The following is a 24,483-nucleotide window of genomic DNA, read 5'->3' on the forward strand; positions in this document are numbered from 1 at the left end:
AATGACCTTTGACCACGACATCAAGGCGAGCGTCCGGACCATCGTCGATTATCCCAAGCCGGGGATCATGTTCCGCGATATCACCACGCTGCTCGCGGACGCGCGCGCCTTCCGCCGCGCGGTCGACGAGCTCGTCAATCCCTGGGCCGGCAACAAGATCGACAAGGTCGCCGGCATGGAAGCGCGCGGCTTCATCATCGGCGGCGCGGTGGCGCATCAGCTCTCGGCCGGCTTCGTGCCGATCCGCAAGAAGGGCAAGCTGCCGCACACCACCGTGCGCATCGCTTACTCACTCGAATATGGCATCGACGAGATGGAGATGCATGTCGATGCCATCTCGCCCGGCGAGCGCGTCATCCTGGTCGACGACCTCATCGCCACCGGCGGCACCGCCGAAGGCGCGGTGAAGCTGCTGCGCCAGATCGGCGCCAACGTGGTCGCCGCCTGCTTCATCATCGACCTGCCCGAACTCGGCGGCGCCGCCAAGCTGCGTGCCATGGACGTGCCCGTGCGCACGCTGATGACGTTCGAAGGGCACTAAGCCGCGGCGGTCAGATCGTTTCTGCCTTCAGCTCGTCCCGCCAATGCAGCAGGCGCTCCTTCAGGAGCGCGTTCCTGACATAGGCGCTTTCCTCGTCCTCCAGCCGCTCGCATTCGCCAAAGCTCAGGCCGGCCTCGCCATGGGCCTTCCAGGCAGCCTGGAGGCTGCGGCAGGTGTGGTTGCCCTGGCGCAGCGAGAACCAGATGCGGTTCTGGATCGTCTCGAGGTTCGGCGCCTGACCGACCCAGGTCTCGCCTGAGGCTGGGCAGCGCACGACGAAAATGCCCGCAATGGTCTTGCGCTCCTTGTAGGCTGCGATCGCTGCTTTCCGGTCGATGGTCACGGGGAGGGGCCTTGCTGAGGGGATATCGATGGCCGCCTCAATAGGCCGGCTTCATCCCGCAGTCAATATTATCCGGGTAAAAATTATTCAGGAGCGCTGCAGGATCAGGTTGAGCTCGAGCTCGCGGAAGGCGAGGTAATTGCGCCGGGTCCATTGGTGCAGCTCGGTGGAGGAATCCTTCTCCTGGCGAAGGTAACGCGTGAAGGAGAAGTTCCGGCGGTCGACATAGGTCTTCAGGAAGCCCGGCAGCGCCGGCAGGCGGAACAGCCGGCCGGCAGCCATCGCAGCCGGGAGCTCGCCACGCACGACATATTCGTTGTCCACCGTGATCAGATTCATGCGCGGGATCTGTCCGCGCAGCATCTCATGGGCGCGCGCCGAGACGCGGTCGGTGTCGGCGACGAACAGGATCTGGGGCGCGACGTGGCGGCGCGCCGCTTCCTTGAGCAGGCCGATCTCCTCGGTCATCTTGAAGAACTCGTCGAAGGCGTGGAAGCCGAGGTCGATCACCTTGGCAAGCCCGTCGTCGACGATGACGCGGTCCATCAGCTGCATCTTGCCGAAGGTGTCGATCACGTCGGCCGTCTCGGTGATCCCAGGCAGATAGTCGAGCAGCGAGGGCTCTTTCAGATTGACGTCGAAGGCCGCGACATTGCCGTTCTTGAGCAGCAGGAATTCGGCGAGCAGCCGCGCCAGCAGGGTCTTTCCGACCTGCGGGCGGGGCGAGCAGATGATGTAGACGGGCGTTGCGGGCATCGACAGCTATATCAGTCGAACTTGACGACCAATCCAGCCGTATCAGCCCGCACTTCGCAACTATTTTTCGCTGTTGCGGGTGACCGACTTCGAACCCACGATGTCGGTCAGGCGGATGCGGTCGAACTCGCTCCAGACGTTGGCTAGCCAGTGCCGGACATAGCCGCGCAGCACGAACGAGTAGTTGGCGGCCTCGTCGTTGATGCCTTTGTTCGCGACGAATTTCAAGAACGGAACGGAGGACACCTCGACCTGCTCATAGGCCATCTCGTTGAGCTTGGGGATGGTCAGCTCGGTGGCGTCCTTGATGCGGTGGAAGTAGGAATTGTAGGTCGCCTGGTCCCACTGGAAGAACTGGGTGTCGTTGATGAAGTTCTTCACCAGGAAATATTTTGCGCCCGTCATGAAGCCCGCGGTCTCGGCGATCTCGTCCAGCGAGGCGATCGAGGGGCCGAGGATGTGGAACACCGCGAAGGTGATCTGGCCGGCCTTGGCGGCGTCGAGGAAACCGATGTCGCGCAGCGAAGCCAGTGCCGGCGAGAGCAGGCCGGCGCGGACGTCGATCACGGTGACCGACGGGCTGGTCGCGTTGAGCGTATCGAAGATCTTCATCTGATCCGCCGTCGTCGTCATGTCGACGATCTCGGTGATATCAGGATGGAAGCGCTTCAGGGTTCCGCGCGGCGACTCCGTATCGAAGGCGCGCGTCGGCACGTTGTTGGCCGAGAAATAATCGAGCAAGGTACGCGACACCGTGGTCTTGCCGACCCCGCCCTTGTCCGCGCCCACCACAACCACTGCCGGCTTCGCCATTGCTGTCCCCTAACGCGCGCCCCCGATCGCGAGGTCGCAATCGGCCGGGCCCCAAATCGATGTCCCAAGAAGGTCCCGAGTCTGCTGTTGGGCGCGAACATGGCAGAAACAAGGGAGAATTCAAATCTCTGGCACCCCGTCGCGGCAATTCCCCGAGGTTTTTCCCGATAGCCGCAAAACCCGTCGCAAAACGCGGCCAAACGCGAGGCTCAGTGGCGGCCCCACGGACCCATGGAGTTTCCCGCGGGATTGCCCAGCGGGGGTCCTGAAGGACTTGGCGCGGGCACGGGCGGCGGGCTGGCCGCGTTGCCCCACGGGCCATGCGGCGCCGGCGGTGGGCCGTCCTGCGTTGCCGCTTGCGCCTCGGATTGTTCCGCCGCGGGCTGCTCCGTCTCCTCAGTGAGATCCGGCGGCGGGCCCGGATCGTGACCGCCGGCAAACTTGACCAGCGCATCGACCCTGGATTGCACCGAGGGGTGGGTTGCGAACAGATCGGCAAAGCCCTCGCGGGGATTGTCGACGCAGAGCTCCATCACGGCTGAGGTCGCGCCGGGAAGCTCGCCGCGATTCTCCATCTTGCGCAGTGCCGAGATCATGGCGTCGGGATCCTTCGTCAGCTCGACCGAGCCGGCGTCGGCGAGGTATTCGCGCGACCTCGACAGAGCGAGCTTGACCACCTGGGACAGCAGCCAGGCCACGATAATCAGCACGATCGCGATGATGATCACGATCACCGCGCCGCCGCCGGAGCTCTTGCTGTCGCTCGATGACGAGGACGACCGCGACGACGAGGAGGAGCCCGAAGACCACGAGCCGCCGGAGCCGGAGCTCCAGCTGAAATTGGTGAACAGGCGGAAGAACAATTCGCCGAAGAAGCCGACCACGCCGGCGATGATGACGGCGACCACCATCAGCTGCACGTCGCCGTTCTTGATGTGGGTCAGCTCGTGGCCCAGCACCGCCTCGATCTCCTTGTCATTGAGCGCGTCGAGGAGACCCGTGGTGACGGTGATGGAATATTGCCGGGGATTGAGGCCGGTCGCGAACGCGTTCAGCGCCGGGCTCTCCATGATCTTCAGCTTCGGCATGGTGATGCCGCGCGAGATGCAGAGGTTTTCCAGCAGATTGTAAAGCCGCGGCTCTTCCTGCCGGGTCACGTCGTGGCCGCCGGTCACGGCGTCGATCATCGACTGGTGGAAGAAATAGGCGATCACGATCCAGACCGCGGCCGCGACCGTCGCGACGGGCGCGGCGACCTTCAGGTCGGCGAGGGCGTGGCTCAGATAATAGGCGACCGTGCCGTTGCCGTTGATGACGACCTCGGCGACCAGCGCGCCGGCATAGACCAGCACATAGACCAGCGCGAACAGGCCGCCGAGCAATAGCATCGAACGAAACTTGTTCGAGGCGATGTGCGTGTAAAGACCGTACGCAGCCATGGCGCGTCTTTGTCAAAGTCCGTCGTTCCGGGGCGCGCCGAAGGCGTGAACCCGGAACCTCGAGATTCCCTGGTGCGCAATTGCGCACCATGGTTCGATGCTACGCATCGCCCCGGAACGACGGAGAGAAATGATGGGCATGCTCAAGCAATCAGAACTTCACCTGCGGGGCGGCCTCGACCTCGGTGCGGCTGGCGCCGAGATCGAAGAAGTCTTTCTTGGTGAAGCCGAACATGCCGGCGAACAGAGCCGCGGGCAGCTGCTGGATGCCGGTGTTGTATTCCTGGACCGCGTTGTTGAAGAAGCGGCGGCTGGCCGCGATCTTGTTCTCGAGGTCGGAGAGCTCGGATGCGAGCTGCTGGAAATTGGCGTTGGCCTTGAGATCCGGATAGGCCTCCGACAGCGCGATCAGCCGGCCGAGCGCGCCGGAGAGCTGGTTCTCCGCGGCCGACACCTGTGCCGGGCCTTGCGCCGACATCGCCGAATTGCGCGCCTTGATGACGTCGTCGAGCGTGCCGCGCTCATGCGAGGCGTAGCCCTTCACGGTCTCGACCAGGTTCGGAATCAAGTCGTGGCGCTGCTTGAGCTGCACGTCGATGTCGGCAAAGGCCTGGCCGACCCGCTGGCTCAGCGCCACCAGGCGGTTGTAGGCGCTGAAGGCCACGAAGGCGAGAACGACGATGACGCCGAGAACGATCCAGCCGGTCGACATGGAGAACTCCTGAAGGGGGAAGATGGCGGGGCCAGCCTAGACCAAATTGGCGCAGGAAGAGAGCCCCGCGCAGAGGGAAGGTAAGGCTTGGTCGAATGAGGAGCCGCCCGAGTTCAAGGCAAGAGCGGGTCGCGAGGTTAACTTTCGGCAATGACGGCGTCGCCCCAACGCCATCGCCGGGCGCTTGCATAGGCGGCCTTATCGCGCCGTGGGACTTTCGTCAGCTCGACGCCTTGCCCGGTGCAGAGCTTGGCCGTGATCTCGGCCTTGCCGACATCCGGTGGGGCCAGCACACGCGCGGCGCGCGTTGCCGGGGGCGTGCGGGTCAGCGCGACGTAGATGAAACGCTCGTCCTCGAACGGCACCTCGGCGACCTTGATCTGGCGGTGCGCTTGCGAGCGCGGCAGGCGCTGTGAGAAATGGCACCAGTCGGGCGCGACGAGCGGGCAGGGCTTGTCGTGCGGGCAGGGTGCGGCGACGTAGGCGCCTGCGGCAATCAACTGCTGGCGCAGCGCGAGGACGCGGGCGTAGCCGGCGGGTGTGCCGGGCTCGATCACGATCAGCGCGTGGCGCGCTTTGGCCCACATCGCCTCGGTGAGCTTGCGCTGATCGGCCTCCGTGAGTTCGCCGATGATGTAGCTGGCGATCACGAGATCGGCCTGCGAGACCTCAGCGAGGTTGCCGCCGGCATCTCCGGGCAGGTAGCGGCACTCCGCGAGGCGCGTGCTGTCGCGTGCGAGGTCGAGCGCGAGCCGGCTCAGCGTGGCATTGGCGTCGAGCAGGGTGAAATCGTCCAGCGACGGGAATGCCTCCGCTGCGGCCCAGCTCGCGGTGCCCGGGCCCGCGCCGACGTCGAGCAGCGTCTGCGGGGCGAGGTCCGGTGCGATCTCGGTCAGCGCGTTCAGGCTCGCGGCCACCGCTGCGTAGGTTGCCGGCATGCGCGCCAGTGCATAAGCGAGCGCGTCGGCGTCAGACTTGATCGTGCCGGAGGTGCCGCCGGCGCGATAGATGGTCGAGATCTTTTGTGAGCGCTGTGCCGCGTCGGTGCGCGAGAAGCCCTGCAGCTTGCCGTCGAGGGCGGCTTTGAGTTCGGGAGGAAGCGTGGGAGCAATCATCATCCGCGGTCATGCCCGCGAAGGCGGGGCATCCAGTACTCCGAGACAGTGCCGTCAAAGCCGAGAGGCCACAGCGTACTGGATCATCCGCTTTCGCGGATGATGACGTCAATGGGGGTGGCGCGACCGAGATATCACGCCACGTTCTGGTCGAGAATGTCCACCGCCTCGGACAGGCTCACGGACACGAGCTGGGACACGCCGCGCTCGGCCATGGTGACGCCGTACAGGCGGTTCATCCGCGCCATCGTGATCGGATTGTGCGTGATGATGACGAAGCGCGTGTCGGTCGAGCTGGTCATCTCATTCAGCAGGTTGCAGTAGCGCTCGACGTTGTGGTCGTCGAGCGGCGCGTCGACTTCGTCCAGCACGCAGATCGGCGAAGGGTTGGTCAGGAACACCGCGAAGATCAGCGCCATCGCGGTCAGCGCCTGCTCGCCGCCCGAGAGCAGCGACAGCGTCTGCGGCTTCTTGCCCGGCGGCTTGGCGATGATTTCGAGACCGGCTTCGAGCGGATCGTCGCTCTCGATCAGGTGCAATGCGGCCTCGCCGCCGCCGAACAGCTCGACGAACAGACGCTTGAAGTGGTTGTTGACGACCTCGAACGAGGTCAGGAGGCGTTCGCGCGCTTCCTTGTTGAGGCTCTGGATGCCTTGGCGCAGCCGCTTGATGGCTTCCACGAGGTCGTCGCGTTCGGTGACGAGGCCGGTGTGCTGGGTCTCGACCTCGCGCAGCTCTTCCTCGGCGCGCAAATTGACGGCGCCGAGGCGCTCGCGGTCGCGGCGCATCTTTTCGAGGTCTTCCTCGATGTCGTGCAGTGGCGGCAGCTCGGCGCCCGGCTCGATCTCGGCCAGACCTGCAACGGCCTGCGGCTCGACCTCGAGCATGTCGCGGATCTCGCGCTCGATGTCCTCGAGCCGGCGCCGCGCGCCTTCCATGCGCTCCTCGGCGCGGGCGGTGGCCTCGCGTGAGCTGGAGAGCGCTTCGAGCGTCAGCTTGGCGACGCGGTCGGTCTCGGCCATCGCGCTTTCCGCGGTGGCGAGCGCGTCGGCGGCCATGCGGCGGTCGTTCTCCGCATACTCGATCTCGGTGATCAGCGCGCTGCGCTTCTCGGCGAACACCGCCGGCGCATTTTCGAGCTCGCTGCGCTCGATCGTGAGCTCGGCGATGCGGGCCTGGATGGTGTCGATGTGGGAGGCCGCGCTCTCCTTGCGGTTCGCCCACTCGGTGCGCTCGGCGAGGATGGCCTGCACGCGGCGGTCGGCGAGCTCGGCTTCGCGCGCCAGCGCCTGCGCTTCGGCACGGACCTGCGCGGCCATGCGGCGGTGGCTTTCGATGTCGCTGCGGACGGCGGCGAGACGAGTCTCGGTGTCCTCGCTCGACGGCAGCTCGCTGATGCCGGCCTCGGCATATTCATAGGCGGCTTCGGCTTCGGCGCGGTCGGCGGCGAGACGGCTGTGGGCCTCCGAAAGCGTCGCCTTGCGTGCGGCGTGGCGGCTGATCTCGCGCTCGGCGTTGGCGTGGCGTTCGCGCGCGACGTTCAGTTCGCGCTGCGCGGCGCGCCAGGCTTCACGGCTGGCACCTTCGGTGCTGGCGGCCATCTGCAGCTCGGATTCGGCATTCTCCAGCGCCTGACGCTTGATCTGCGCGTCGATGCGGGCCTGCTCCAGCTCGTTCTCGATGTCGACGAGACGGGCGCGTTCGGCGAGGCGGCGGGCCGCGCCGGTCGGGGCGTGAGCGGCGGCAACGAAGCCGTCCCAGCGCCAGACGTCGCCCTCGGGCGAGACCAGACGCTGGCCGGTCTTGAGCTGCGAGACCAGCTCGGCGCCGCGCTCGCGCGGTACCACGCCGATCTGGGCGAGGCGGCGCGTCAACTCGGCCGGGGCCTGAACGTGGCTCGCGAGCGGCTCGACGCCTTCGGGCAAGGCCGGGTCGTCCTCGGTGTGGCCGACATTGGTCCAGCGCATCGGCGCCGACGGGTCGATCGGCGCATCGAGGTCGTCACCAAGCGCGGCGCCGATGGCCTTCTCGAAACCCTTGTCGACGGTGATGCCGTCGATGATCGGCGGCCACAGATTCTTGGTCTCGCCGTTGAGGATCTTGGAGATCGTGCGCGCTTCGGTTTCGAGCCGCTGCGCGCGCTTGTCGGCCTCGACCAGCGGCGAGCGCGACGATTCCAGCGTCTGGCGGGCCGCGACGTGGGCGGCTTCGCTGGCCTGCGCCGCGGCTTCCGAAGCCGCCAGCGTCTCTTCCGCGGTCTCGACCAGAGCGGTCAGCTCGTCGAGATCGCCGAAGCCGCCGGTCGCCTCGGTGAGCTTCTGCTCTTCCGCGGTGACGTTCGTGATCTCCTGGTCGAGACGGGCGAGCTTGTCGCGGTGGGTGCGGACGTTGGCTTCCAGCTGGTTGCGCTTGGCGGTGAGGTCAGCGAGGGCGGTGGTGAGTTCGGCGAATTGCTGCTCTGTTTCGGTCAGCACCGCCTCGGCTTCGCCGACGCGCTCGTCGACGCCGGAGCGCTTCTCGACGCGCGACTTGATCTCTTCCTTCAGCTCGGAATCTTCGGTGTCGAGCCGTTGCAGCGCGACGTCGGCGTCCATGGTCTGCTGCTGGGCACGGGAGATGTCGCCTTCGAACTGGGCGAGGCGACGCTCGAGCTCGCTGACGCGCTCCTTGGCGCGCTCTTCCTCGCGGTCGAGCAGCTCGCGGGCATTGGTCAGGCGCTGCAGGCCCGCAGCGGCGCGCGCTTCGGCATCGCGCAGCGCCGGCATCTCCGCGGCGCGGATTGCCTGGATGCGGGCAGCTTCCGCCTGGTGCTGGGTGCGTTCGGCCATCTCGCGGACGGCTAGGTCGTGGGTCTGGCCGGATTCGTTGACGTCGGCATGGGCGCCGATCCAGCGCAGATGGAACAGGGTCGCTTCGGCCTTGCGGACCTTGGCTGCGACCTCGCGATAGCGCACGGCCTGACGGGCCTGCTTCTTCAGGCCTTCCATCTGGCCTGCGAGTTGGCCGATCACGTCTTCGACGCGGGTGAGATTGGTTTCGGCCGCCTTCAGCCGCAGCTCGGCCTCGTGACGGCGGGCGTGCAGACCCGCAACGCCGGCAGCGTCTTCCAGCACGCGGCGGCGCTGCTCGGGCTTGGCCTGGATGATCTCGCCGATCTTGCCCTGGTGGACGAGCGCGGGCGAACGGGCGCCGGTGGCGGCGTCGGCGAACAGGATCTGCACGTCGCGGGCGCGCACGTCGCGGCCGTTGATGCGATACACCGATCCGGCTTCGCGCTCGATGCGGCGGGAGATTTCGAGCAACTGGCTGTCGTTCATCGCCGCGGGCGCGGTACGATCGGCGTTGTCGATCGTCATCGTCACTTCGGCGTGGTTGCGCGCGGGACGGTTGCCGGAGCCGGCGAAGATCACCGCGTCCATGTCGGCGGCGCGCAAGCTCTTGTATGAGGTCTCACCCATCGCCCAGCGCAGCGCTTCGACGAGATTGGACTTGCCGCAACCGTTGGGGCCGACCACGCCGGTCAGGCCGGGCTCGATGACGAAGTCCGTGGGCTCAACGAAGGACTTGAAACCGTGAAGTCGCAGGCGGGTGATTTTCATAAGCACGCATCTCTGTTGGCAGGCGCGAATCCCCCTGCCGGGACAATACCATGGAAGGCAGTGTCGCTATCCGGGGCGAGTCGCGCGAGGCGCCTCATGCGGCTGGACAATGGCCGCGGTGCGCCGCGAGGGCAACCGGCGAAAGCCGCTTTTCCCAAGGGATTTATGCCGGGAAAGATACGGCTTTCGAGATGCGAATCAGAATCTTGACGTGCGAATCAGCTCTTCAGCAGCGGATTGATCTTCTTGGCGAATTCCTCGAACGAGGCCTCGCCCTTGATCTTCTCGCCGTTGATGAAGAAGGTCGGCGTCGAATCCACCTTCAGAACGTCGCTGGCGTATTTCTGGTCGGCGGCGATCTTGTCGAGCAGCGCCTGGTCCTTCAGGCAGGCTTCGACCTGCTGCTGGGTGAGGCCGGCCTGCTTGCCGATCCGCGTCAGGGTCTCGGTGGTGTTCTTCACCACCCAGTCGTTCTGCTGGCGGAACAGCATGTCGGTGACGGCGAAGTATTTCGGCGCGTCGTCCTTGGCGATGCAGCGCGACAGCATCGAGCCCGCGGCGGCTTTGATGTCGAGCGGGAACTCGCGGAAGATGTACTTCACCTTGCCGGAGTCGATGTATTCCTTCTTGATCTTGGGGAATACCTGCTCGTTGAAGGCGGCGCAGTGCGGGCAGGTCATCGAGGCGTATTCGGTGATGGTGACGGCGGCGTCGTTCGGGCCGAGCGCCATGTCGGGCAGCGACACCGGCTTCGCCACATCGCCAGCCGACTGCGCCATTGCTTCGGAAACGAAGCGCAGCGGCGAGAGCCCGGCGAGCGCGGCAAGCCCGGTCAGCGACAGCATCGTGTTGAAGGCGCGGCGGGTGATGATCAAGGTCGGCTCCCGGATTGGTGTGGTCTCGCCCAAGGACCTGTCGGGGTTCCCGTTCAGGCGGCCTGTCGCTAGCTTGAAACGTGGTTTGAGGCAATGGCGAGCGGCAGGAACGGGTCCAGATTGGCCGCGAAATAAGGCTCAATTTCGCTTGATGGCGGCTCCGAGCAGGGCCAGCGCCGTCTTCAGCTGTTCATCTTCGATGTCGCCGAGGCTCTCGGCCACCTTGGCGACCGATTTGGGATCCGGCGGGCCGGGCCTCTTCCGGGCCCGGGGGCGCGACAGCGGCGCCTGGCGGAAGGCGAGCTTGCCGACCGCGCTCCAGCCGAAGAAGCGGTTGACCCGCTCCAGGATCACGTCGGCCGAGTGCTGGATCTCGAGCGCCATCGGCCCCTCGACCCGCAGCACCAGGGTCGCCGGCTCCTGCGGCTGGCCCTCTACCGGCCGCGGCCACTGCATCTTCAGGGGCTCGGAATGGGCCGCGATCTCAGGCCCCGCAATTTGCGCCCATCGCGTCACCAGCTCGCGCGCCGCAAAGCCCTGCTTGGCGTACGCCTCGGCAAAGACGTCGTCGAGCAGGATCCCGAGCGGCTTGGCGCTGATGGGGCCGGGTTTGGGAGGGAATTTGGACATGACCGGATCTAGGCCGCCGCACGTGGCCGGATGGCCTTGAGGTCGCGATCGATCTCGCGCCGCCGCTGCATCAGGTCGTAATCCATCTGAAGCCCCAGGAAAAAGCCCTCCGACAGACCAAAATAGCGGGCGAGCCGCAGGTCGGTGTCGGCGGTGATGTCGCGCTTGCCGAGCACGATCTCGTTGATCCGTCGCGGCGGCACGCGCACGGCGCGCGCCAGCGCGTTCTGGCTGAGATCCATCGGCTTCAAAAACTCCTCCAGCAGGATCTCGCCGGGGTGCGGGTTGCGGAGGAGCCCGTTCCTAGTCGTGGTAGTCGACGATTTCGACATCTCTCGGTCCTCCGTCATCCCAAACAAAGCAGATGCGCCACTGATCATTGATCCGGATCGAATGCTGACCCTGGCGGTCGGCCTTCAAGGCTTCGAGCCGGTTGCCCGGGGGAACCCTGAGATCGGCCAGCACCCGTGCCTGGTTCAGCAAACGCAGTTTTCGCAGAGCTGCATTCTGGATGTCGGGCGGCAGTTTCCGGCTTCGCCGCCCGGACCAGATCAACTCGGTCTCGGAGTTGGCGAAGCTCTGGATCATGCTTGTGTATAACGCAAGGCGTTATAGCCCGCAACGGTCCGGTCGCGCTGGCCACAGGCGAAATCCTCCTCTAGTAAAAGCGAATGTCCTCCACGACGGCGCGCAAGAAAGAACGGAGCACGACGGCCACCACATCGTCGGCCCGCCCCACCTTGCTGCTGGCCTGGTATGACCGCCACCGCCGCCGCCTGCCGTGGCGCGCGATGCCGGGCGAGACGTCGGACCCCTACCGTGTCTGGCTGTCGGAGATCATGCTGCAGCAGACAACGGTGAAGGCGGTTGGACCCTATTTCGAAAAATTCGTCGCGCGCTGGCCCGATGTGACGGCGCTCGGCAACGCCTCGCAGGACGACGTGCTGCGGATGTGGGCCGGGCTCGGCTACTATTCCCGTGCGCGCAATCTCTATGCCTGCGCGGTTGCAGTGACGCGCGAGCATGGCGGCAGCTTTCCGGATACGGAGGATGGGCTGCGCGCGCTGCCGGGGATCGGGCCGTACACGGCGGCGGCGATCGCGGCGATCGCGTTCGATCGCCACACCATGCCGGTCGACGGCAATATCGAGCGCGTGGTCTCGCGCCTGTTTGCGGTTGAGGAGGAGCTGCCGCAAGCCAAACCGCTGATCCAGCAACTGGCATCGACGCTGCTGGCCAATTCACGCGCCGGCGACAGCGCGCAGGCGCTGATGGATCTCGGCGCCTCGATCTGCACGCCGAAGAAGCCGGCCTGCTCGCTCTGCCCGCTCAATGAGGATTGCACGGCGCGTGCGCAGGGCACCCAGGAGACTTTTCCGCGCAAGGCACCGAAGAAGAGCGGGACCTTGCGGCGCGGCGCCGCCTTCGTGGTCACGCGCGGCGACGAGTTGCTGGTCCGCTCGCGGCCTGAGAAAGGCTTGCTCGGCGGCATGACGGAAGTACCGGGCTCGGACTGGCTGGCCGGACACGAGGATGCGGCCGCCAAGAAGCAGGCGCCGGAGCTGAAGGGATTGTCGCGCTGGCAGCGCAAGGTGGGCGTCGTCACCCACGTCTTCACGCATTTTCCGCTGGAGCTGGTGGTCTATACCGCAAAGGCCGAAGCCCGCACGCGCGCGCCTGCCGGCATGCGCTGGGTCCCACTCGCGACGTTGGCCGACGAGGCGCTGCCGAACGTCATGCGCAAGGTGATCGCGCACGCGCTCGGCTGATCATCGTCAGGCAGCGCGTGCGGCGCGCTGATCCTCTGCGGGCATCAGGAAGGTGCGGTTGCGGCCGGTCTTCTTGGCGACATAGAGACCCTGGTCGGCGCGCTCGATCACGTCCTGCACGTCGCGGTCGCTCTCGTCGAACAGCGCGAGCCCGACCGAGACGGTGAGAGGGATGACGACATTGTCGTATCTGACCGTCGCGCTCTCGATCGAGGTCCGGATGCGGTCGGCGAGCAGCACCGCCGTCTCCTGGTCGATCTCGCGCAGCAGCACCACGAACTCCTCGCCGCCGAAGCGGGCGGCCTTGTCGGTGGTCCGGATCGACTGGTTGACGATCTCGGCGACGCGCTTGATGGCGTCGTCGCCGGCGGCGTGGCCATGGGTGTCGTTGATCTTCTTGAAATGGTCGATGTCGATCATCAGCGTCGCCATGTTGCGCTTGTAGCGGCGGCAGAATGCGACGGCATCGTCGGCGACGGCGAGGAAGGAGCGGCGGTTCATCAGGCCGGTCATGAAATCGGTGTCGGCGAGCTGGCGCAGCTTCAGCATGTCCTCCTGGAGCTGCATCGCGTTCTCGGTCGCGCGCAGCTCGGCTTCCTTGGTGCGCTCCTCGGCGAGTCCGATGCGGCGAAGCAGCGAGCGCAGCGCGCGCGAGAGCTGGACGACCTCGGCGGAGCCGCTCTGCCGCGCCAGCATGGTCGGGCCGTGGGCGCGTCCGATGCGATCGGCTTCCTGCGTGATGGCGATGATGGGGCCAGCGATCCGGCGCGAGACCAGCCAGGCCAGCGACAGGGCGATCAGGGCGATGACCCCGCCGATCGCGAGGATGGTCTGTGCCGAGGAGATCGCGGCCTTGAGCGCCACGCTCGCCGGCTGACTCGCGGTGACGATCCAGTTCAGCCCCTGATAGTCGCGATAGCCGCGGCCGACATGGAACGCGGTCAGCATTTGCCGTCCGCCCGCCGTCTCCTGGAACGTGCCGTCGCGAGCCTTCAGGATGTCGGTGAGTTCGTTGCCGGCATAGCGGACGGTTTCCTTCTGCGGACCGACCAGCACCATGCCGCCCTTGCTGAGGATCGAGAGCTCCGTGTCGGTGTTGCCGTCATTGGCTTCGGCGTCCTTAATCAGGTTGGAAGCCCAGTTCCAGTCCAGATGTCCGCCGAGCACGCCGAGCAGCTTGCCGGAGGCATCATGGACGGGAACGGCGATATCGACGAAGCGATAGGGCTCGTTGTTGGCGCGCTGCACCAGCAACGAGGCCAGCAGGATGGCCTCGTGCACGTCGCCGACGGCTATTCTGTCGAGGCCCTGCTTGAACCAGGGACGCGCGGCTACGGACTTGTTTTGCAGCAGGCCGCCGGTCGAGGCGACGACGTTGCCGTCGAGATCGGCAAAGCCGATCCAGGCGAAATCGAACGAATGCTGGAGCGCCTCGAGCGCGCTGCGCAATTCGTCGGGATTGCCCTGCCACAGCCGCTGCATGGGCTGAAGCTCGGCGAACAGCTTCATTTCCTGCTGCCGCGTCGCCATGAAGCGGTCGAGCCGGCCGGAGGTGCTGGAGGCGATCCCGGCCAGGCTGCTTTCGATCAGGGCGGAGGTGTTTCTGTAGCTGATGAGCGCCGCGCCGGCGGCCAGTGTTCCGACCAGCACGATGGACATCGCGGCGACGGCCGCGGCGATCTGCGTTCGTACCGTCAGTCGATCTTCGATGGCATGCAGGCGGTCAATTGCCCGTTGCAGGAAGGTCCGCATGGAGAGGCTCCGGTTTCGCCGTCGCTTGTCCCATGAGGTAGCTGCCAACCGCTTACCGGCGGATTTCCCGATTGGATCGTATTGAATCGGTCGTAAATCCGTTTGGTTGAAGCGAATTGAATGTCTCGGGTTCCATGAGTTCCAACTAGGGGGATCCGCCGGGCTGTTGCCTTCCGCTGCTGACAGGAGGCTGTCAGCAGGCCTGCGCTATCGACGGAACCGGAGGTGCCGCATGGTCAAGACCGCGCTCGACGATTTTCCAAGACCGCCCTGCGCCGTACTGCTCGGCTGGCGGCTGCTCGATGCCCGGCCCGAGGAGGGCTGGATCAGGCTTGCCTTCGAGGGCAAGCCGGAGTTCTGCAATCCGGCGGGCTTCATCCAGGGCGGCATGCTCTCGGCCATGCTCGACGACACCATGGGCCCGGCCGTGCTGGTGATGAGCGAAGGCCGGCTCTACACCACCACGATCAGCATGACCGTGAATTTTCTCAGCCCCGCCAGGCCCGGCCCGATCATCGGCGAAGCCAGGGTGACCCAGCTCGGCAAGACGATCGCCTTCGTCGAGGCCAAGCTGATGGCGGAGGACGGCACCGTGCTCGCGACGGCAAGCGCGAGCGAGCGGCTGCTGGAGGCGGCGAGGGTGGTCGGGAAGTAAGGGGCTTTCTGCTTCGCGTAAGATATTGGTGTTCCCGCGCCTTAGCTTCCGCGTCGTCATGGCCGGGACAAGCCCGGGCATGACGAACCCTGGAAATCCGCGCTACGTTTGGCCCAAACTCACGCCCGCGCCCGCGCGTCCTTGCTCACGATCGGCGGCTTGGCATTCAGCGCTTCGACCTGGAATCCCGCCACGCGCTTGTAGTTCGCGGCGATGTCTTCCAGCTCCTTTTGCGACAGCACGTCGGTGACGACCTTGAAGCCGTCGGGCGCGCGCTCCTCGACCAGCTGCATCACCTGCTCGGGACCGTTCTTGCGGTTGAGCAGGACGAGGTCGGTGGTGGCGGGCCGGCGCTCCGCCTCATAGGCGAGCAGCGCGGCGCTCGTCGAGCCGTGCGCCAAAATCTCGCGCGTGACGGTGCGGGCATCGAGGATCGCCTGCGAAGCGCCGTTCGAGCCGATCGGGTACATCGGATGCGCGGCATCGCCCATCAGCGTGACCTTGCCGAAGGTCCATTGCGAGACCGGATCGCGATCCACCAGCGGATATTCGTAGGCATGCGGGCAGTTCCGGATCAGGCCGGGCACGTCGAGCCAGTCGAACTGCCAGCTCTCGAACCAGGGCAGAAACTCCTCCAGCCGCGCGGTGCGGTTATAGTCCTCGCGTCGCCATTGATAGGTCGGCGGCATGTGACGCTCGGCGACCCAGTTGATCAGATGGTTGCCGTTTGAGTCCGGCTCCTTGCTGATGGGATAGCAGACGAATTTCAGGATCTCGTGGCCGGCCATGATCATGGTGCGGCCGGTGAGGAAGGCTTTCGCCGGCGTGACACCGCGCCAGAGGATGCGGCCGTTCCAGATCGGCGGGCCTTCGTTCGGATAGAGCTTTTCTCGCGCGGCGGAATGGATGCCGTCCGCGGCGATCAGGATCGCGCCTTCATGGGTCCCGGCGGCCTTGCCGGTCGTCCGGTCGATGAAGTCGGCGCGCACGCCGCCTTCGGTTTCGGTCCATCCGGTCAGATGATGGCTGGTCAGGATGTTGTCGCGGCCGAGCCGCTCGACCGCGGTGTCGAGCAGGAGCTGCTGCAGCGTGCCGCGATGGATCGAGAATTGCGGCCATTTGTAACCCGCCTCCAACCCGCGCGGCTCGCTCCAGATCGGCTTGCCGTACTTGGAGAAATAGGCGAGCTCGCGGGTCCGCACGCCGCTGGCATCCAGTTTGTCCAGAAGCCCGAGTTCGATCAGCTCGCGCACCGCGTGCGGCAGCACGTTGATGCCGACGCCGAGCGGCTTCAATTCGGCGACGCTTTCGAACACTTTTACGGGAACGCCGATTTGATGCAGGCTGAGCGCAAGCGTCAGCCCGCCGATGCCGCCACCGGCGATGAGTACCGTCATGACAAAATCCCCCTCCAATTGACGGCGTCTTCGCACGGCCGGGCGGCGGTGGGCAACTGCGAAGAGGTCCCTATGGACGGCGGGGCGGAGGGCCGTTAACCTCGGGCTTTCCCATGAGGTCCGACATGCTCAAGCTCTACTACGCCACCGGCACCTGCGCGCTCGCCACCTACATCACCCTGGAGGAGGCCGGCGCCGACTACACGGCTGAACGGCTGAGCTTCAAGGACAACCAGCAGAACAGTCCGGACTACCTCAAGATCAACCCGAAGGGCCGCGTGCCGGCCCTGGTGACCGATCGCGGCATCCTGACTGAGACGCCGGCGATGCTGACTTACGTCGCCCAGATGTTCCCCAAGGCGAAGCTGGCGCCGCTCGACGATCCCTTCGACTTCGCCCAGGTGCAGTCATTCAACTCGTATCTGTGCTCGACCGTGCATATCAACCACGCCCACAAGATGCGCGGTGCGCGCTGGGCGACGCAGGAGAGCTCGTTCGCCGATATGAAGGCGAAGGTCCCGCAGACCATGGCCGCCTGCTTCGCGCTGATGGAGCAGAAGATGTTCAGGGGCCCCTGGGTGATGGGCGATCAGTTCACGATCTGCGACCCCTATCTCTTCACGCTCTCGACCTGGCTCGAAGGCGACAGCGTCGACATCAACGCGACGCCGAAGATCGCCGACCATTTCAAACGCATGTCGGATCGCCCCGCCGTGGCAAAGGTGATGGCCGCGCAGAAGGCGTAAGCGCACGCCTCTTGTAGGGCGCGCAGCGCGTGTCCACGAAACGTAGGGCGGGTTAGCGAAGCGTAACCCGCCGCTTTGGTTTCCAAGCAGGAAGCTTTTGGCGGATTACGCCTTCGGCTAATCCGCCCTACGCTTCCTTCTCCAGCTCCCGGCCCGTCTCCAGCATCAGCCGCCGCAGCCAGATCGAGCCGGGGTCCATCTGCGCGCGTGTCGGATGGAACATGAACTGCTCGTCGATCCCCGGGTCGAGCGGCGGCGTCACGGTGACGAGGCCGAGCCGTTTCGAGAGGGCCGCGATCAGCCGGCGCGGCACGAAGGCGACGAGGTCGGTGCGCGCGGCGACGTGCAGCGCTTCGAGATAGCCCGACACGACCAGCGAAATGTGCCGCTCGATGCCTTTGGCCCGCAGCCAGGTGTCGATCAGATCCTCAGGCTGGCCGCGGATGATCACGCCGACATGGCGGGCCGCCAGGAACGTCTCGCGCCGCTTCAGTTTCGAGGCCATCGGATGGCCGCGCCGCACCGCCAGCGCATCGCGGTCGGTGTAGAGCAACTGGCGATGAAAGCCCTTGAACGCATTGCCGAGCGAGATCACGAGGTCGATGGTGCGGGCGAATTCGGCGTGGAAGATCGCAGGCCCTCGCCACGGCACCACGTCGATGCGGACGTTCGGCGCAAGCCGCGTCACCTTCTCCATCAGCGGCGGCATCAACAGTTCGACGGCGAGATCGGGCATCATCAGGCGAAACTGCCGTTCGCTGCGCGCCGCGTCGAATTCCTCCGGCACGAACAGCCCGCGCACTTGGTCCAGCGCCTGCGCCAGTGGCGCGCGCAGGGCCTGTGCCCGCGGCGTCAGCTCCATGCGGGCACCGGTGCGCACCAGCAGCGGATCGCCGAAGATGTCGCGCAGGCGTTGCAGCGCGTGGCTGGCCGCGGGCTGTGACAGGCCGATCCGCATCGCCGCGCGGCTGACATTGGCCTCGCGCAGCAGCGCATCGAGTGCGGTCAGAAGATTGAGGTCAAGAGAATTCAAATTCATGGGGTGAATAGATATCATACCGGCTATCGATTTGAAGAATTATCCGCGCGCGGCGATGATCCCTGACGTTCTCACCGAAGGAGATGCCGCCATGAGCGCTGCCGCCAACAAGAAACTGATGCAGGACATTTTCGCCGCTGCCGCCAACCCCGATCCGGCCGCGCGCGATCGTGCCCTGTTCACCGCAAGCCTTGCCGACGATGCCAGATGGGTCGTCACCGGCCAGTATTCCTGGTCGCAGACCTTCACCGGCAAGGAGGCGATCCTGAAGGATCTGCACGGCTATGTGCGCACTCGCCTACGCGACCGGACGCGCACCGTGGCTCACCGCTTCATCGCCGATGGCGACGTCGTCGTGGTGGAAGCCAAGGGCGACAACGTCACGCCGGAAGGGGTGCGCTACGACAATGATTACTGCCTGGTGTTCCGTCTCGAGGACGGCAGGATCAAGGAGATCCGGGAATACTGCGACTCGATCCTGACCGAGAGGGCGCTGGGCCCGTTCCCGCCGGCACAAGCGGCGAGGGCCGCAAGCTGAGCGGACTAGCCATGATCTCGTCGGCCGGCCGGCGTCGTCCGATCCGGTCGGCGATGGTCGCGCCGTGGTGGCGGGCGCTGATGCAAGGGGTCCGTCTCAGGCGGCAGCGGGCCGAAACCCGGTCTCGCCTTGCCGCCATGACCGACCGGGAGCTTCAGGACTGCGGCATCACCCGGGCGGAGATCGAGTACGAGCTCTGTCGGCCCCGGTAAGGCGGACAGGCGAGGCGGGGCCATTCTCCCGCCTCGATTTTTTTAGGATCCTTTCGGGAACCTTTGAGTTTCCAGCCGCGTTTGCAGGGGTCCGGGGCAATCGCGCCCCAGGCATTGCGCGCGTTTGGGAATTTCATGCTGGCTGGGGCTTTGGACGTTTCGACACGGGTTGGCCATAGCCTTTCCGGACTCCGTGAAAGATTGAGAGACGCGACATCGGCGGCGCACCGCGAGCTCGACGCCCAGCTCTCCTCGTTCGATCTCACGGTCTTTTCCGGCTATCGCCGCTTCCTTCAGGCCAACGCCGGCGCCCTGCTGCCGCTCGAGGCCGCCCTCGTCGAAGCCGGTGTCGCCGAGATGTTTCCGGACTGGCCGGAGCGGGCGCGCAGCCAGGCGATCGCGACGGATCTGGCGCGGCTCGGCCGCGACGCGCAGGCGACCGTCTCGGTGCCGCCGATGACGCCCGGCGGCGTGCTGGGGACGATGTATGTGCTCGAAGGCTCGCGCCTCGGGGCGAAATTCCTGCTCAAGACGATCGCGAATTCTGCCGATCCGCGGATCGGCGAAGCAACGGCCTATCTCGGCCACGGCGCCGGCAAGCGGCTCTGGCAGAGTTTTCTGTCGAGGCTGCAAAGTGAAGAGGCCTGCGAGGAGCCTTACGACGAGGATGAGGTGATCGAGGCGGCGAGGGCGGCCTTCGCCGCGTTCGAGCGGGCGGCGGACCGCGCATGAGCGAGGCGGTTAATCTCACCAATTGCGATCGCGAGCCGATCCACATCCCCGGCAGCGTGCAGCCGTTCGGGTTCATGCTTGCCGTGCTCTCGGATTTCACGATCTGCATGGCCTCCGACAATGTCGAGGGCTTTCTCGGAAGCGACGTCGCCGACCTGCTGCAGCGGCCCCTGGCTGGCGTCATCTCCGAGGCTGCCGTCGAGACCATCCGCAGCCGCGTCGACCATTTGAGCGGGCCGGATGCGACCGAGCGCCTGTTCGGCGTCGCGCTCCAGGCCGGCAAGCCGCTCTACGACCTCTCGATCCATTTCTCCGGCGTCTATCTCATCATCGAGGCGGAGCCGAGCGTCCACGAGCCGGGCGTCAATTCAGGCGAGCTCGTCCGCCTGATGCTCGACCGGATCCGCAAGACGCGCGGCATGACCGATCTCGCGCGCGAGGCGGCGCGTCAGCTCAAGGCGCTGACCGGCTTCGACCGGGTCATGGTCTATCAGTTTCACCCGGACGGGTCCGGCGAGGTGATTGCCGAGGCCGCCGAAGCGGGCCTCGAAAAGTTTCTGGGCCTGCACTATCCGGCCTCCGACATCCCCAAGCAGGCGCGCATCCTCTATCAACGCAATTGGCTGCGCATCATCGCCGACATCAACCAGACCCCCGCAGCGCTGCTGTCGACCGCCACGCACAATGCGGGTCTGCTCGATCTGTCGATGAGCGTGCTGCGCTCGGTCTCGCCGATCCACATCGAATATCTGCGCAACATGGGCGTCGGTGCCTCGATGTCGGTCTCGATCCTGCGCGACGGCAAGCTGTGGGGGCTGTTTGCCTGCCATCATTACTCGCCGCGCTACATCTCGTTCGAGAAGCGTACGGCGTCCGAGCTGTTCGGCCAGATGTTCTCCTGGATCGTGGAAGGACGCGAGCGGGAAGGCGACGTCGCCTACGAGGCCCGGGCCCACCAGATCCAGGAGCGCCTGATCGAGTCGGCAGCCTCCCACGAGCATAGCCGTCGGGCGATCGTCGATTTCGTCGCCGACTTCCGCAAGATGATCGCCTGCGACGGTGCTGCCGTCTGGTCCGACAACAAGATCACGCTCGACGGCGAGACGCCGACCGAGGACGAGGTGAAGGAGCTGGTCGCGTTCATCAACCGGACCTCGCCGGGCCGGATCTGCGCCAGCGCGGAGATCGCCAAGGTCTATGCCGCCGGAGAATCCTTCAGGGACAGGGCGGCGGGATTTCTCGCGATCCCGATTTCGCGCACGCCGCGCGACTGCCTGATCTTCTTCCGTCGCGAGGTGCTGCGCTCGGTGACATGGGCGGGCGCGCCGGAGAAGGTCTACGAGGAGGGCCCGAACGGGCCTCGGCTGACGCCGCGCAAGAGTTTCGAGCTCTGGCAGGAGACGGTGGCGGGACAGTCGAAACCGTGGTCGGTGGCCGACATCCGTATCGCCGAGAGCCTGCGCGTCACTCTCCTGGAAGTGATCCTGCAATTGTCGGACCTTGCCGCGCGCGAGCGGCGCGGTGCGCAGGAGCGGCAGGAGCTGATGATCGCCGAGCTCAATCACCGCGTCCGCAACATCCTCAGCCTTGTCCGTGCGCTGGTGGCGCAGAGCAAGGATACCGCGACGAGCGTGGAGGAGTTTGCCGGCGTGCTCGGCGGCCGCATCCAGGCTCTGGCCCGCGCGCATGACCAGATCACCAATCTGAACTGGGCGCCGGTGGCGCTGCGGACCCTCGTCGAATCAGAGGCCGGCGCCTATCTCGGGGCGCGCGCGGGCCGGGTGAAGATGGGCGGGCCGGACGTCGCGCTCGATCCCAAGGCATTTGCCACGCTCGCCCTCGTCGTCCACGAGATGATGACGAACTCCGCCAAATACGGCGCGCTCGCCGATTCCACGGGGAGTGTCGAGGTGGTCTGGCGCCTCGATCCCTCGTCGAGCCTCGTGATCGAATGGAAGGAAAGCGGCGGCCCGCCGGTGCAGCCACCCTCGCGGCGCGGCTTCGGCACCACGATCATCGAGCGGTCGGTGCCGTTCGATCTCAAGGGCGACGCCGAGATTCGCTTCGACCTTCTGGGCGTGCAGGCGAAGTTCGTCATTCCCGCCAACTTCGTCGAACTGGTGCCATCAATAGCAGGAGCCGCCATGCGCATCGAGGAACAGAAGTCCAGCCGTCCCCGGCTGTCCGAGACCGCGCTGATCGTCGAGGACAATCTGATCATCGCAATGGCGGCGGAGGTCATCCTGCTCGATCTCGGCGCCCGCCACGTCGACACCGCCGCGAGCGTCGATCAGGCGCTGCGTTCGATCGAACGCACGCGGCCGGGCTTTGCCCTGCTCGACCTCAACCTTGGCAGCGAGAGCAGCATCAAGGTGGCGCAGAAGCTGACGGAGATCGGCGTGCCCTTCATCTTCGCGACCGGCTATGGCGAGCGCGCGCCGATCCCGGAGGAGCTGGCGTCGGCTCCGGTCGTCCAGAAGCCGTATACGCTCGAAGTGGTCGAGCACGCGCTCGGCAAATTGCAGCGGGCCAGCGCCGAGCCAAGCTGAGCTGTGCGCGCCGCTGCGAATTTCTGCACGACTCTGCATAGCTGCCGATAAAATCAGCAGATGTCAGGTGCGTCGATGCGCGCACGCGCGAAGAATTTGAAGGTTCAATTAACGAGTGTCCCCCATTGTGTCGCGGTGCAGCGTGGGTCGCAAGGATGCGACGCGCGGCTGCCAGGGTGGCCGGTGACGATCGCCGGAATCGTTCGGCCGCTCGAAGTGGAATGCATCTGGGTGGACAGTGGGAATGCCGAAGTTTCGTTTGCGGATCAGGGGACGCCTGTACGCAGGCTTCATGGCCCTGGTGGCGGTTGGTCTCGTGATGGCGGTGGTTGCCGTCTGGAATTTACGGTCGGTGCAGGATCAGGTCGCAAGACAATCCGCACTCTCGGACAGCACGGCGCGGGTTTTGGAGATATCGGCGCATCTTCAGGCGATCCAGCGGGCCAATCTGCGTTACGTCTACGACGCCAACGAGCCGGCGATGAAAGAGGCGCAGGAGCGGGAAGCCGCGGCGACCGAGCTGCTGCAGGTCGGCGCGAAGGGGACGCTCTCGGAAGAGCGGCGGGCGCTCTACAACGGCCTCGTCGACGAGATCGCCAAAATGCGACGCCTGCGTGACAACCTCGGAGACGCCGTCAACGAGGCGAGGACAGGCAAAGCGACGCTGCTGCCGAGCGGTGAGGATCTCGCCGTCAAGATGGGCAAGCTGGCCGATACGGCACGCGCAGCCGTCGACGAGGACACCGCGGCGCTCGTCGCCGACCTCGAATCCAGGATCCTCCTCGTGCGGGTCGCCAATTGGCGTTTCCTGGCGCTGCGCGACGCACAGGGACCGGCGACTTTCCGGGCCAACGTCGACAGGGCGGCACAACGGCTCGCGGCGATCGAGAAGAGCCCGCAGGCGACGGAGTTGCGATCCACGCTCGCGCCGGTGAAGACCGCGCTCGGCGTCTACAAATCCGCGTTCGAGACGACCTCCGCCGCGATACTTCAGGCCGACGAGATCTATCACAAGAACCTCGCGCCCCTCATCGTCGGCAGCATCGGCAGGCTCAAGGCCGCGGAAACGACCCTGAAGAAGGACTATCAGGACTCGCGCAGCCAGGCCGAAGCCGTGATCGCGGGCACGACGACCATCCAGGAGATCGCCGGCGGTCTTGCCGTGCTGTTCGGCGTCATCGTCGCCTTCGTGATCGCCCGCAGCATCGTCGGCCCCCTGGCGTCGATGACGCGCGCGATGGGGCTGCTCGCCGGCGGCAATCTCGCGGTCGAGATTCCCGGCCGCGGCAAGGCCGACGAGATCGGCGACATGGCCAAGGCGATCCAGGTGTTCAAGGACAACATGATCGACACCGAGCGCATGCGCGCCGAGCAGACCGAGCTCGAGGCGCGGCAGGCCGAAAGCCGCAAGAAGGACATGGTCAGGCTCGCCGATCAGTTCGAGCAGGCGGTCGGCGAGATCGTCAACACGGTGTCGTCGGCGTCGAACGAGCTCGAAGCCTCCGCCGGCACCCTGACCACGACCGCCTCGCGGGCGCAGGATTTGTCGACGGAGGTCGCCAGCGCTTCGCAAGAGGCCTCTGCCAACGTCCAGGCGGTGGCCTCGGCGACCGAAGAGCTGTCCTCCTCGGTGTCCGAGATCGCGCGACAGGTGCAGGAGTCCGCCCGCATCGCCGGCGAGGCCGTCGGTCAGGCGAGCCGGACCAATGCGCGCGTCGGCGAGCTCTCCAAGGCCGCCGCACGGATCGGCGACGTCGTCGAGCTGATCAGCACCATCGCCGGCCAGACCAACCTGCTCGCGCTCAACGCCACCATCGAGGCGGCGCGCGCCGGCGATGCCGGCCGCGGCTTTGCCGTGGTCGCCTCCGAGGTGAAGGCGCTCGCCGAGCAGACCGCGAAGGCAACCGGCGAGATCGGCCAGCAGATCTCCAGTATCCAGGCCGCCACCGAGCAATCCGTCGGCGCCATCCGGGAAATCAGCGGCACCATCGAGCGGTTGTCGGAGATCTCCTCGACGGTCGCGGCCGCCGTGGAGCAGCAGGGCGCGGCGACGCAGGAGATCTCGCGCAACGTCCAGCAGGCGGCGCATGGCACGCAAAAAGTGTCGTCCAACATCGGCGACGTGCAGCGCGGCGCTTCGGACACCGGCTCGGCTTCGTCGCAGGTGCTGTCCGCGGCACGCTCGCTTTCGGCCGACAGCAACCGCCTGAAGCAGGAAGTCGCCAAGTTCCTGAGCTCGGTTCACGCCGCCTGAGGCGTCACAAGCAAAGG

23 protein-coding genes are annotated in these 24,483 nt (G+C 65.9%); 9 read left to right on the plus strand and 14 right to left on the minus strand.

What is annotated here, in order from left to right:
- Position 1: 1 nt before the first annotated feature.
- The gene (locus QRQ56_RS16760; RefSeq protein WP_438741636.1) at positions 2–541 is read left to right on the plus strand and encodes an adenine phosphoribosyltransferase; all 540 of its coding nucleotides are present in this window, start codon (positions 2–4) and stop codon (positions 539–541) included.
- Positions 542–551: 10 nt separating this feature from the next.
- On the opposite strand, the gene QRQ56_RS16765 is transcribed toward QRQ56_RS16760, so the two are convergent.
- The 11 genes from QRQ56_RS16765 to QRQ56_RS16815 form a co-directional block, all read right to left on the minus strand.
- Positions 552–884 (minus strand): GIY-YIG nuclease family protein, encoded by a 333-nt coding sequence (locus tag QRQ56_RS16765; RefSeq protein ID WP_438741637.1) that lies wholly within the window; start codon positions 882–884, stop codon positions 552–554.
- An 87-nt stretch (positions 885–971) separates the two neighbouring features.
- Positions 972–1,640 (minus strand): hypothetical protein, encoded by a 669-nt coding sequence (locus QRQ56_RS16770; RefSeq protein WP_438741638.1) that lies wholly within the window; start codon positions 1,638–1,640, stop codon positions 972–974.
- A 60-nt stretch (positions 1,641–1,700) separates the two neighbouring features.
- Complete coding sequence (locus QRQ56_RS16775; protein WP_063196576.1) at positions 1,701–2,453, minus strand: hypothetical protein; 753 nt, start codon at positions 2,451–2,453, stop codon at positions 1,701–1,703.
- 209 nt (positions 2,454–2,662) lie between these two features.
- Positions 2,663–3,892 (minus strand): M48 family metallopeptidase, encoded by a 1,230-nt coding sequence (locus QRQ56_RS16780; RefSeq protein ID WP_438741640.1) that lies wholly within the window; start codon positions 3,890–3,892, stop codon positions 2,663–2,665.
- 151 nt (positions 3,893–4,043) lie between these two features.
- Positions 4,044–4,604, minus strand: a complete 561-nt coding sequence (locus tag QRQ56_RS16785; RefSeq protein WP_063196574.1) for a LemA family protein — start codon at positions 4,602–4,604, stop codon at positions 4,044–4,046.
- A 137-nt stretch (positions 4,605–4,741) separates the two neighbouring features.
- A complete protein-coding gene (locus QRQ56_RS16790; protein ID WP_438741641.1) occupies positions 4,742–5,722 on the minus strand; it encodes a small ribosomal subunit Rsm22 family protein in 981 nt (326 codons plus the stop codon).
- Between the two features lie 131 nt (positions 5,723–5,853).
- Positions 5,854–9,318, minus strand: coding sequence for a chromosome segregation protein SMC (gene smc / locus QRQ56_RS16795; protein ID WP_438741642.1), 3,465 nt, complete (start codon positions 9,316–9,318; stop codon positions 5,854–5,856).
- Between the two features lie 218 nt (positions 9,319–9,536).
- Positions 9,537–10,193, minus strand: a complete 657-nt coding sequence (locus QRQ56_RS16800; protein ID WP_438741643.1) for a DsbA family protein — start codon at positions 10,191–10,193, stop codon at positions 9,537–9,539.
- 138 nt (positions 10,194–10,331) lie between these two features.
- On the minus strand, positions 10,332–10,823 hold the full coding sequence (locus tag QRQ56_RS16805; RefSeq protein ID WP_438741644.1) for a DUF721 domain-containing protein: 492 nt from the start codon (positions 10,821–10,823) through the stop codon (positions 10,332–10,334).
- Between the two features lie 8 nt (positions 10,824–10,831).
- Positions 10,832–11,155 (minus strand): HigA family addiction module antitoxin, encoded by a 324-nt coding sequence (locus tag QRQ56_RS16810; protein ID WP_028134868.1) that lies wholly within the window; start codon positions 11,153–11,155, stop codon positions 10,832–10,834.
- Complete coding sequence (locus QRQ56_RS16815) at positions 11,127–11,411, minus strand: type II toxin-antitoxin system RelE/ParE family toxin (protein WP_063692033.1); 285 nt, start codon at positions 11,409–11,411, stop codon at positions 11,127–11,129. Before QRQ56_RS16815 ends, QRQ56_RS16810 begins: the two co-directional genes overlap by 29 nt.
- A gap of 83 nt (positions 11,412–11,494) precedes the next feature.
- On the opposite strand from QRQ56_RS16815, the gene mutY reads away from it, so the two are divergent.
- A complete protein-coding gene (mutY, locus tag QRQ56_RS16820; protein WP_438741645.1) occupies positions 11,495–12,592 on the plus strand; it encodes an A/G-specific adenine glycosylase in 1,098 nt (365 codons plus the stop codon).
- 6 nt (positions 12,593–12,598) lie between these two features.
- Here the strand turns inward: mutY and QRQ56_RS16825 are convergent, their stop codons facing one another.
- The gene (locus tag QRQ56_RS16825; RefSeq protein ID WP_438741646.1) at positions 12,599–14,344 is read right to left on the minus strand and encodes a sensor domain-containing diguanylate cyclase; all 1,746 of its coding nucleotides are present in this window, start codon (positions 14,342–14,344) and stop codon (positions 12,599–12,601) included.
- Between the two features lie 232 nt (positions 14,345–14,576).
- Between QRQ56_RS16825 and QRQ56_RS16830 the strand changes: the two genes are divergently transcribed.
- The gene (locus QRQ56_RS16830; RefSeq protein ID WP_438741647.1) at positions 14,577–14,999 is read left to right on the plus strand and encodes a PaaI family thioesterase; all 423 of its coding nucleotides are present in this window, start codon (positions 14,577–14,579) and stop codon (positions 14,997–14,999) included.
- Positions 15,000–15,118: 119 nt separating this feature from the next.
- Here QRQ56_RS16830 and QRQ56_RS16835 read toward each other — a convergent pair whose 3' ends face one another.
- The gene (locus QRQ56_RS16835) at positions 15,119–16,396 is read right to left on the minus strand and encodes a flavin-dependent oxidoreductase (RefSeq protein WP_438741649.1); all 1,278 of its coding nucleotides are present in this window, start codon (positions 16,394–16,396) and stop codon (positions 15,119–15,121) included.
- 125 nt (positions 16,397–16,521) lie between these two features.
- Here QRQ56_RS16835 and QRQ56_RS16840 point away from each other — a divergent pair, with 125 nt between their 5' ends.
- Positions 16,522–17,142, plus strand: a complete 621-nt coding sequence (locus tag QRQ56_RS16840) for a glutathione S-transferase family protein (protein ID WP_438741651.1) — start codon at positions 16,522–16,524, stop codon at positions 17,140–17,142.
- Between the two features lie 127 nt (positions 17,143–17,269).
- Here QRQ56_RS16840 and QRQ56_RS16845 read toward each other — a convergent pair whose 3' ends face one another.
- Positions 17,270–18,181 carry a LysR family transcriptional regulator gene (locus QRQ56_RS16845; RefSeq protein WP_438741652.1) on the minus strand — a complete coding sequence of 304 codons (912 nt, stop codon included), beginning with the start codon at positions 18,179–18,181 and terminating at the stop codon, positions 17,270–17,272.
- A gap of 91 nt (positions 18,182–18,272) precedes the next feature.
- Here QRQ56_RS16845 and QRQ56_RS16850 point away from each other — a divergent pair, with 91 nt between their 5' ends.
- The 5 genes from QRQ56_RS16850 (at position 18,273) to QRQ56_RS16870 (ending at position 24,466) form a co-directional block, all read left to right on the plus strand.
- Positions 18,273–18,719, plus strand: a complete 447-nt coding sequence (locus QRQ56_RS16850; protein ID WP_438741653.1) for a nuclear transport factor 2 family protein — start codon at positions 18,273–18,275, stop codon at positions 18,717–18,719.
- A gap of 80 nt (positions 18,720–18,799) precedes the next feature.
- Positions 18,800–18,931 carry a DUF1127 domain-containing protein gene (locus QRQ56_RS16855; protein WP_438742328.1) on the plus strand — a complete coding sequence of 44 codons (132 nt, stop codon included), beginning with the start codon at positions 18,800–18,802 and terminating at the stop codon, positions 18,929–18,931.
- A gap of 135 nt (positions 18,932–19,066) precedes the next feature.
- Complete coding sequence (locus QRQ56_RS16860) at positions 19,067–19,663, plus strand: biliverdin-producing heme oxygenase (RefSeq protein ID WP_438741654.1); 597 nt, start codon at positions 19,067–19,069, stop codon at positions 19,661–19,663.
- Positions 19,660–22,212 carry an HWE histidine kinase domain-containing protein gene (locus QRQ56_RS16865; protein WP_438741655.1) on the plus strand — a complete coding sequence of 851 codons (2,553 nt, stop codon included), beginning with the start codon at positions 19,660–19,662 and terminating at the stop codon, positions 22,210–22,212. Before QRQ56_RS16860 ends, QRQ56_RS16865 begins: the two co-directional genes overlap by 4 nt.
- Positions 22,213–22,456: 244 nt before the next feature.
- The gene (locus QRQ56_RS16870) at positions 22,457–24,466 is read left to right on the plus strand and encodes a HAMP domain-containing methyl-accepting chemotaxis protein (protein WP_438741656.1); all 2,010 of its coding nucleotides are present in this window, start codon (positions 22,457–22,459) and stop codon (positions 24,464–24,466) included.
- The last annotated feature ends 17 nt before the right edge of the window (positions 24,467–24,483 follow it).

This window comes from Bradyrhizobium sp. U531, from assembly GCF_051710265.1.
Classification (GTDB): domain Bacteria; phylum Pseudomonadota; class Alphaproteobacteria; order Rhizobiales; family Xanthobacteraceae; genus Bradyrhizobium.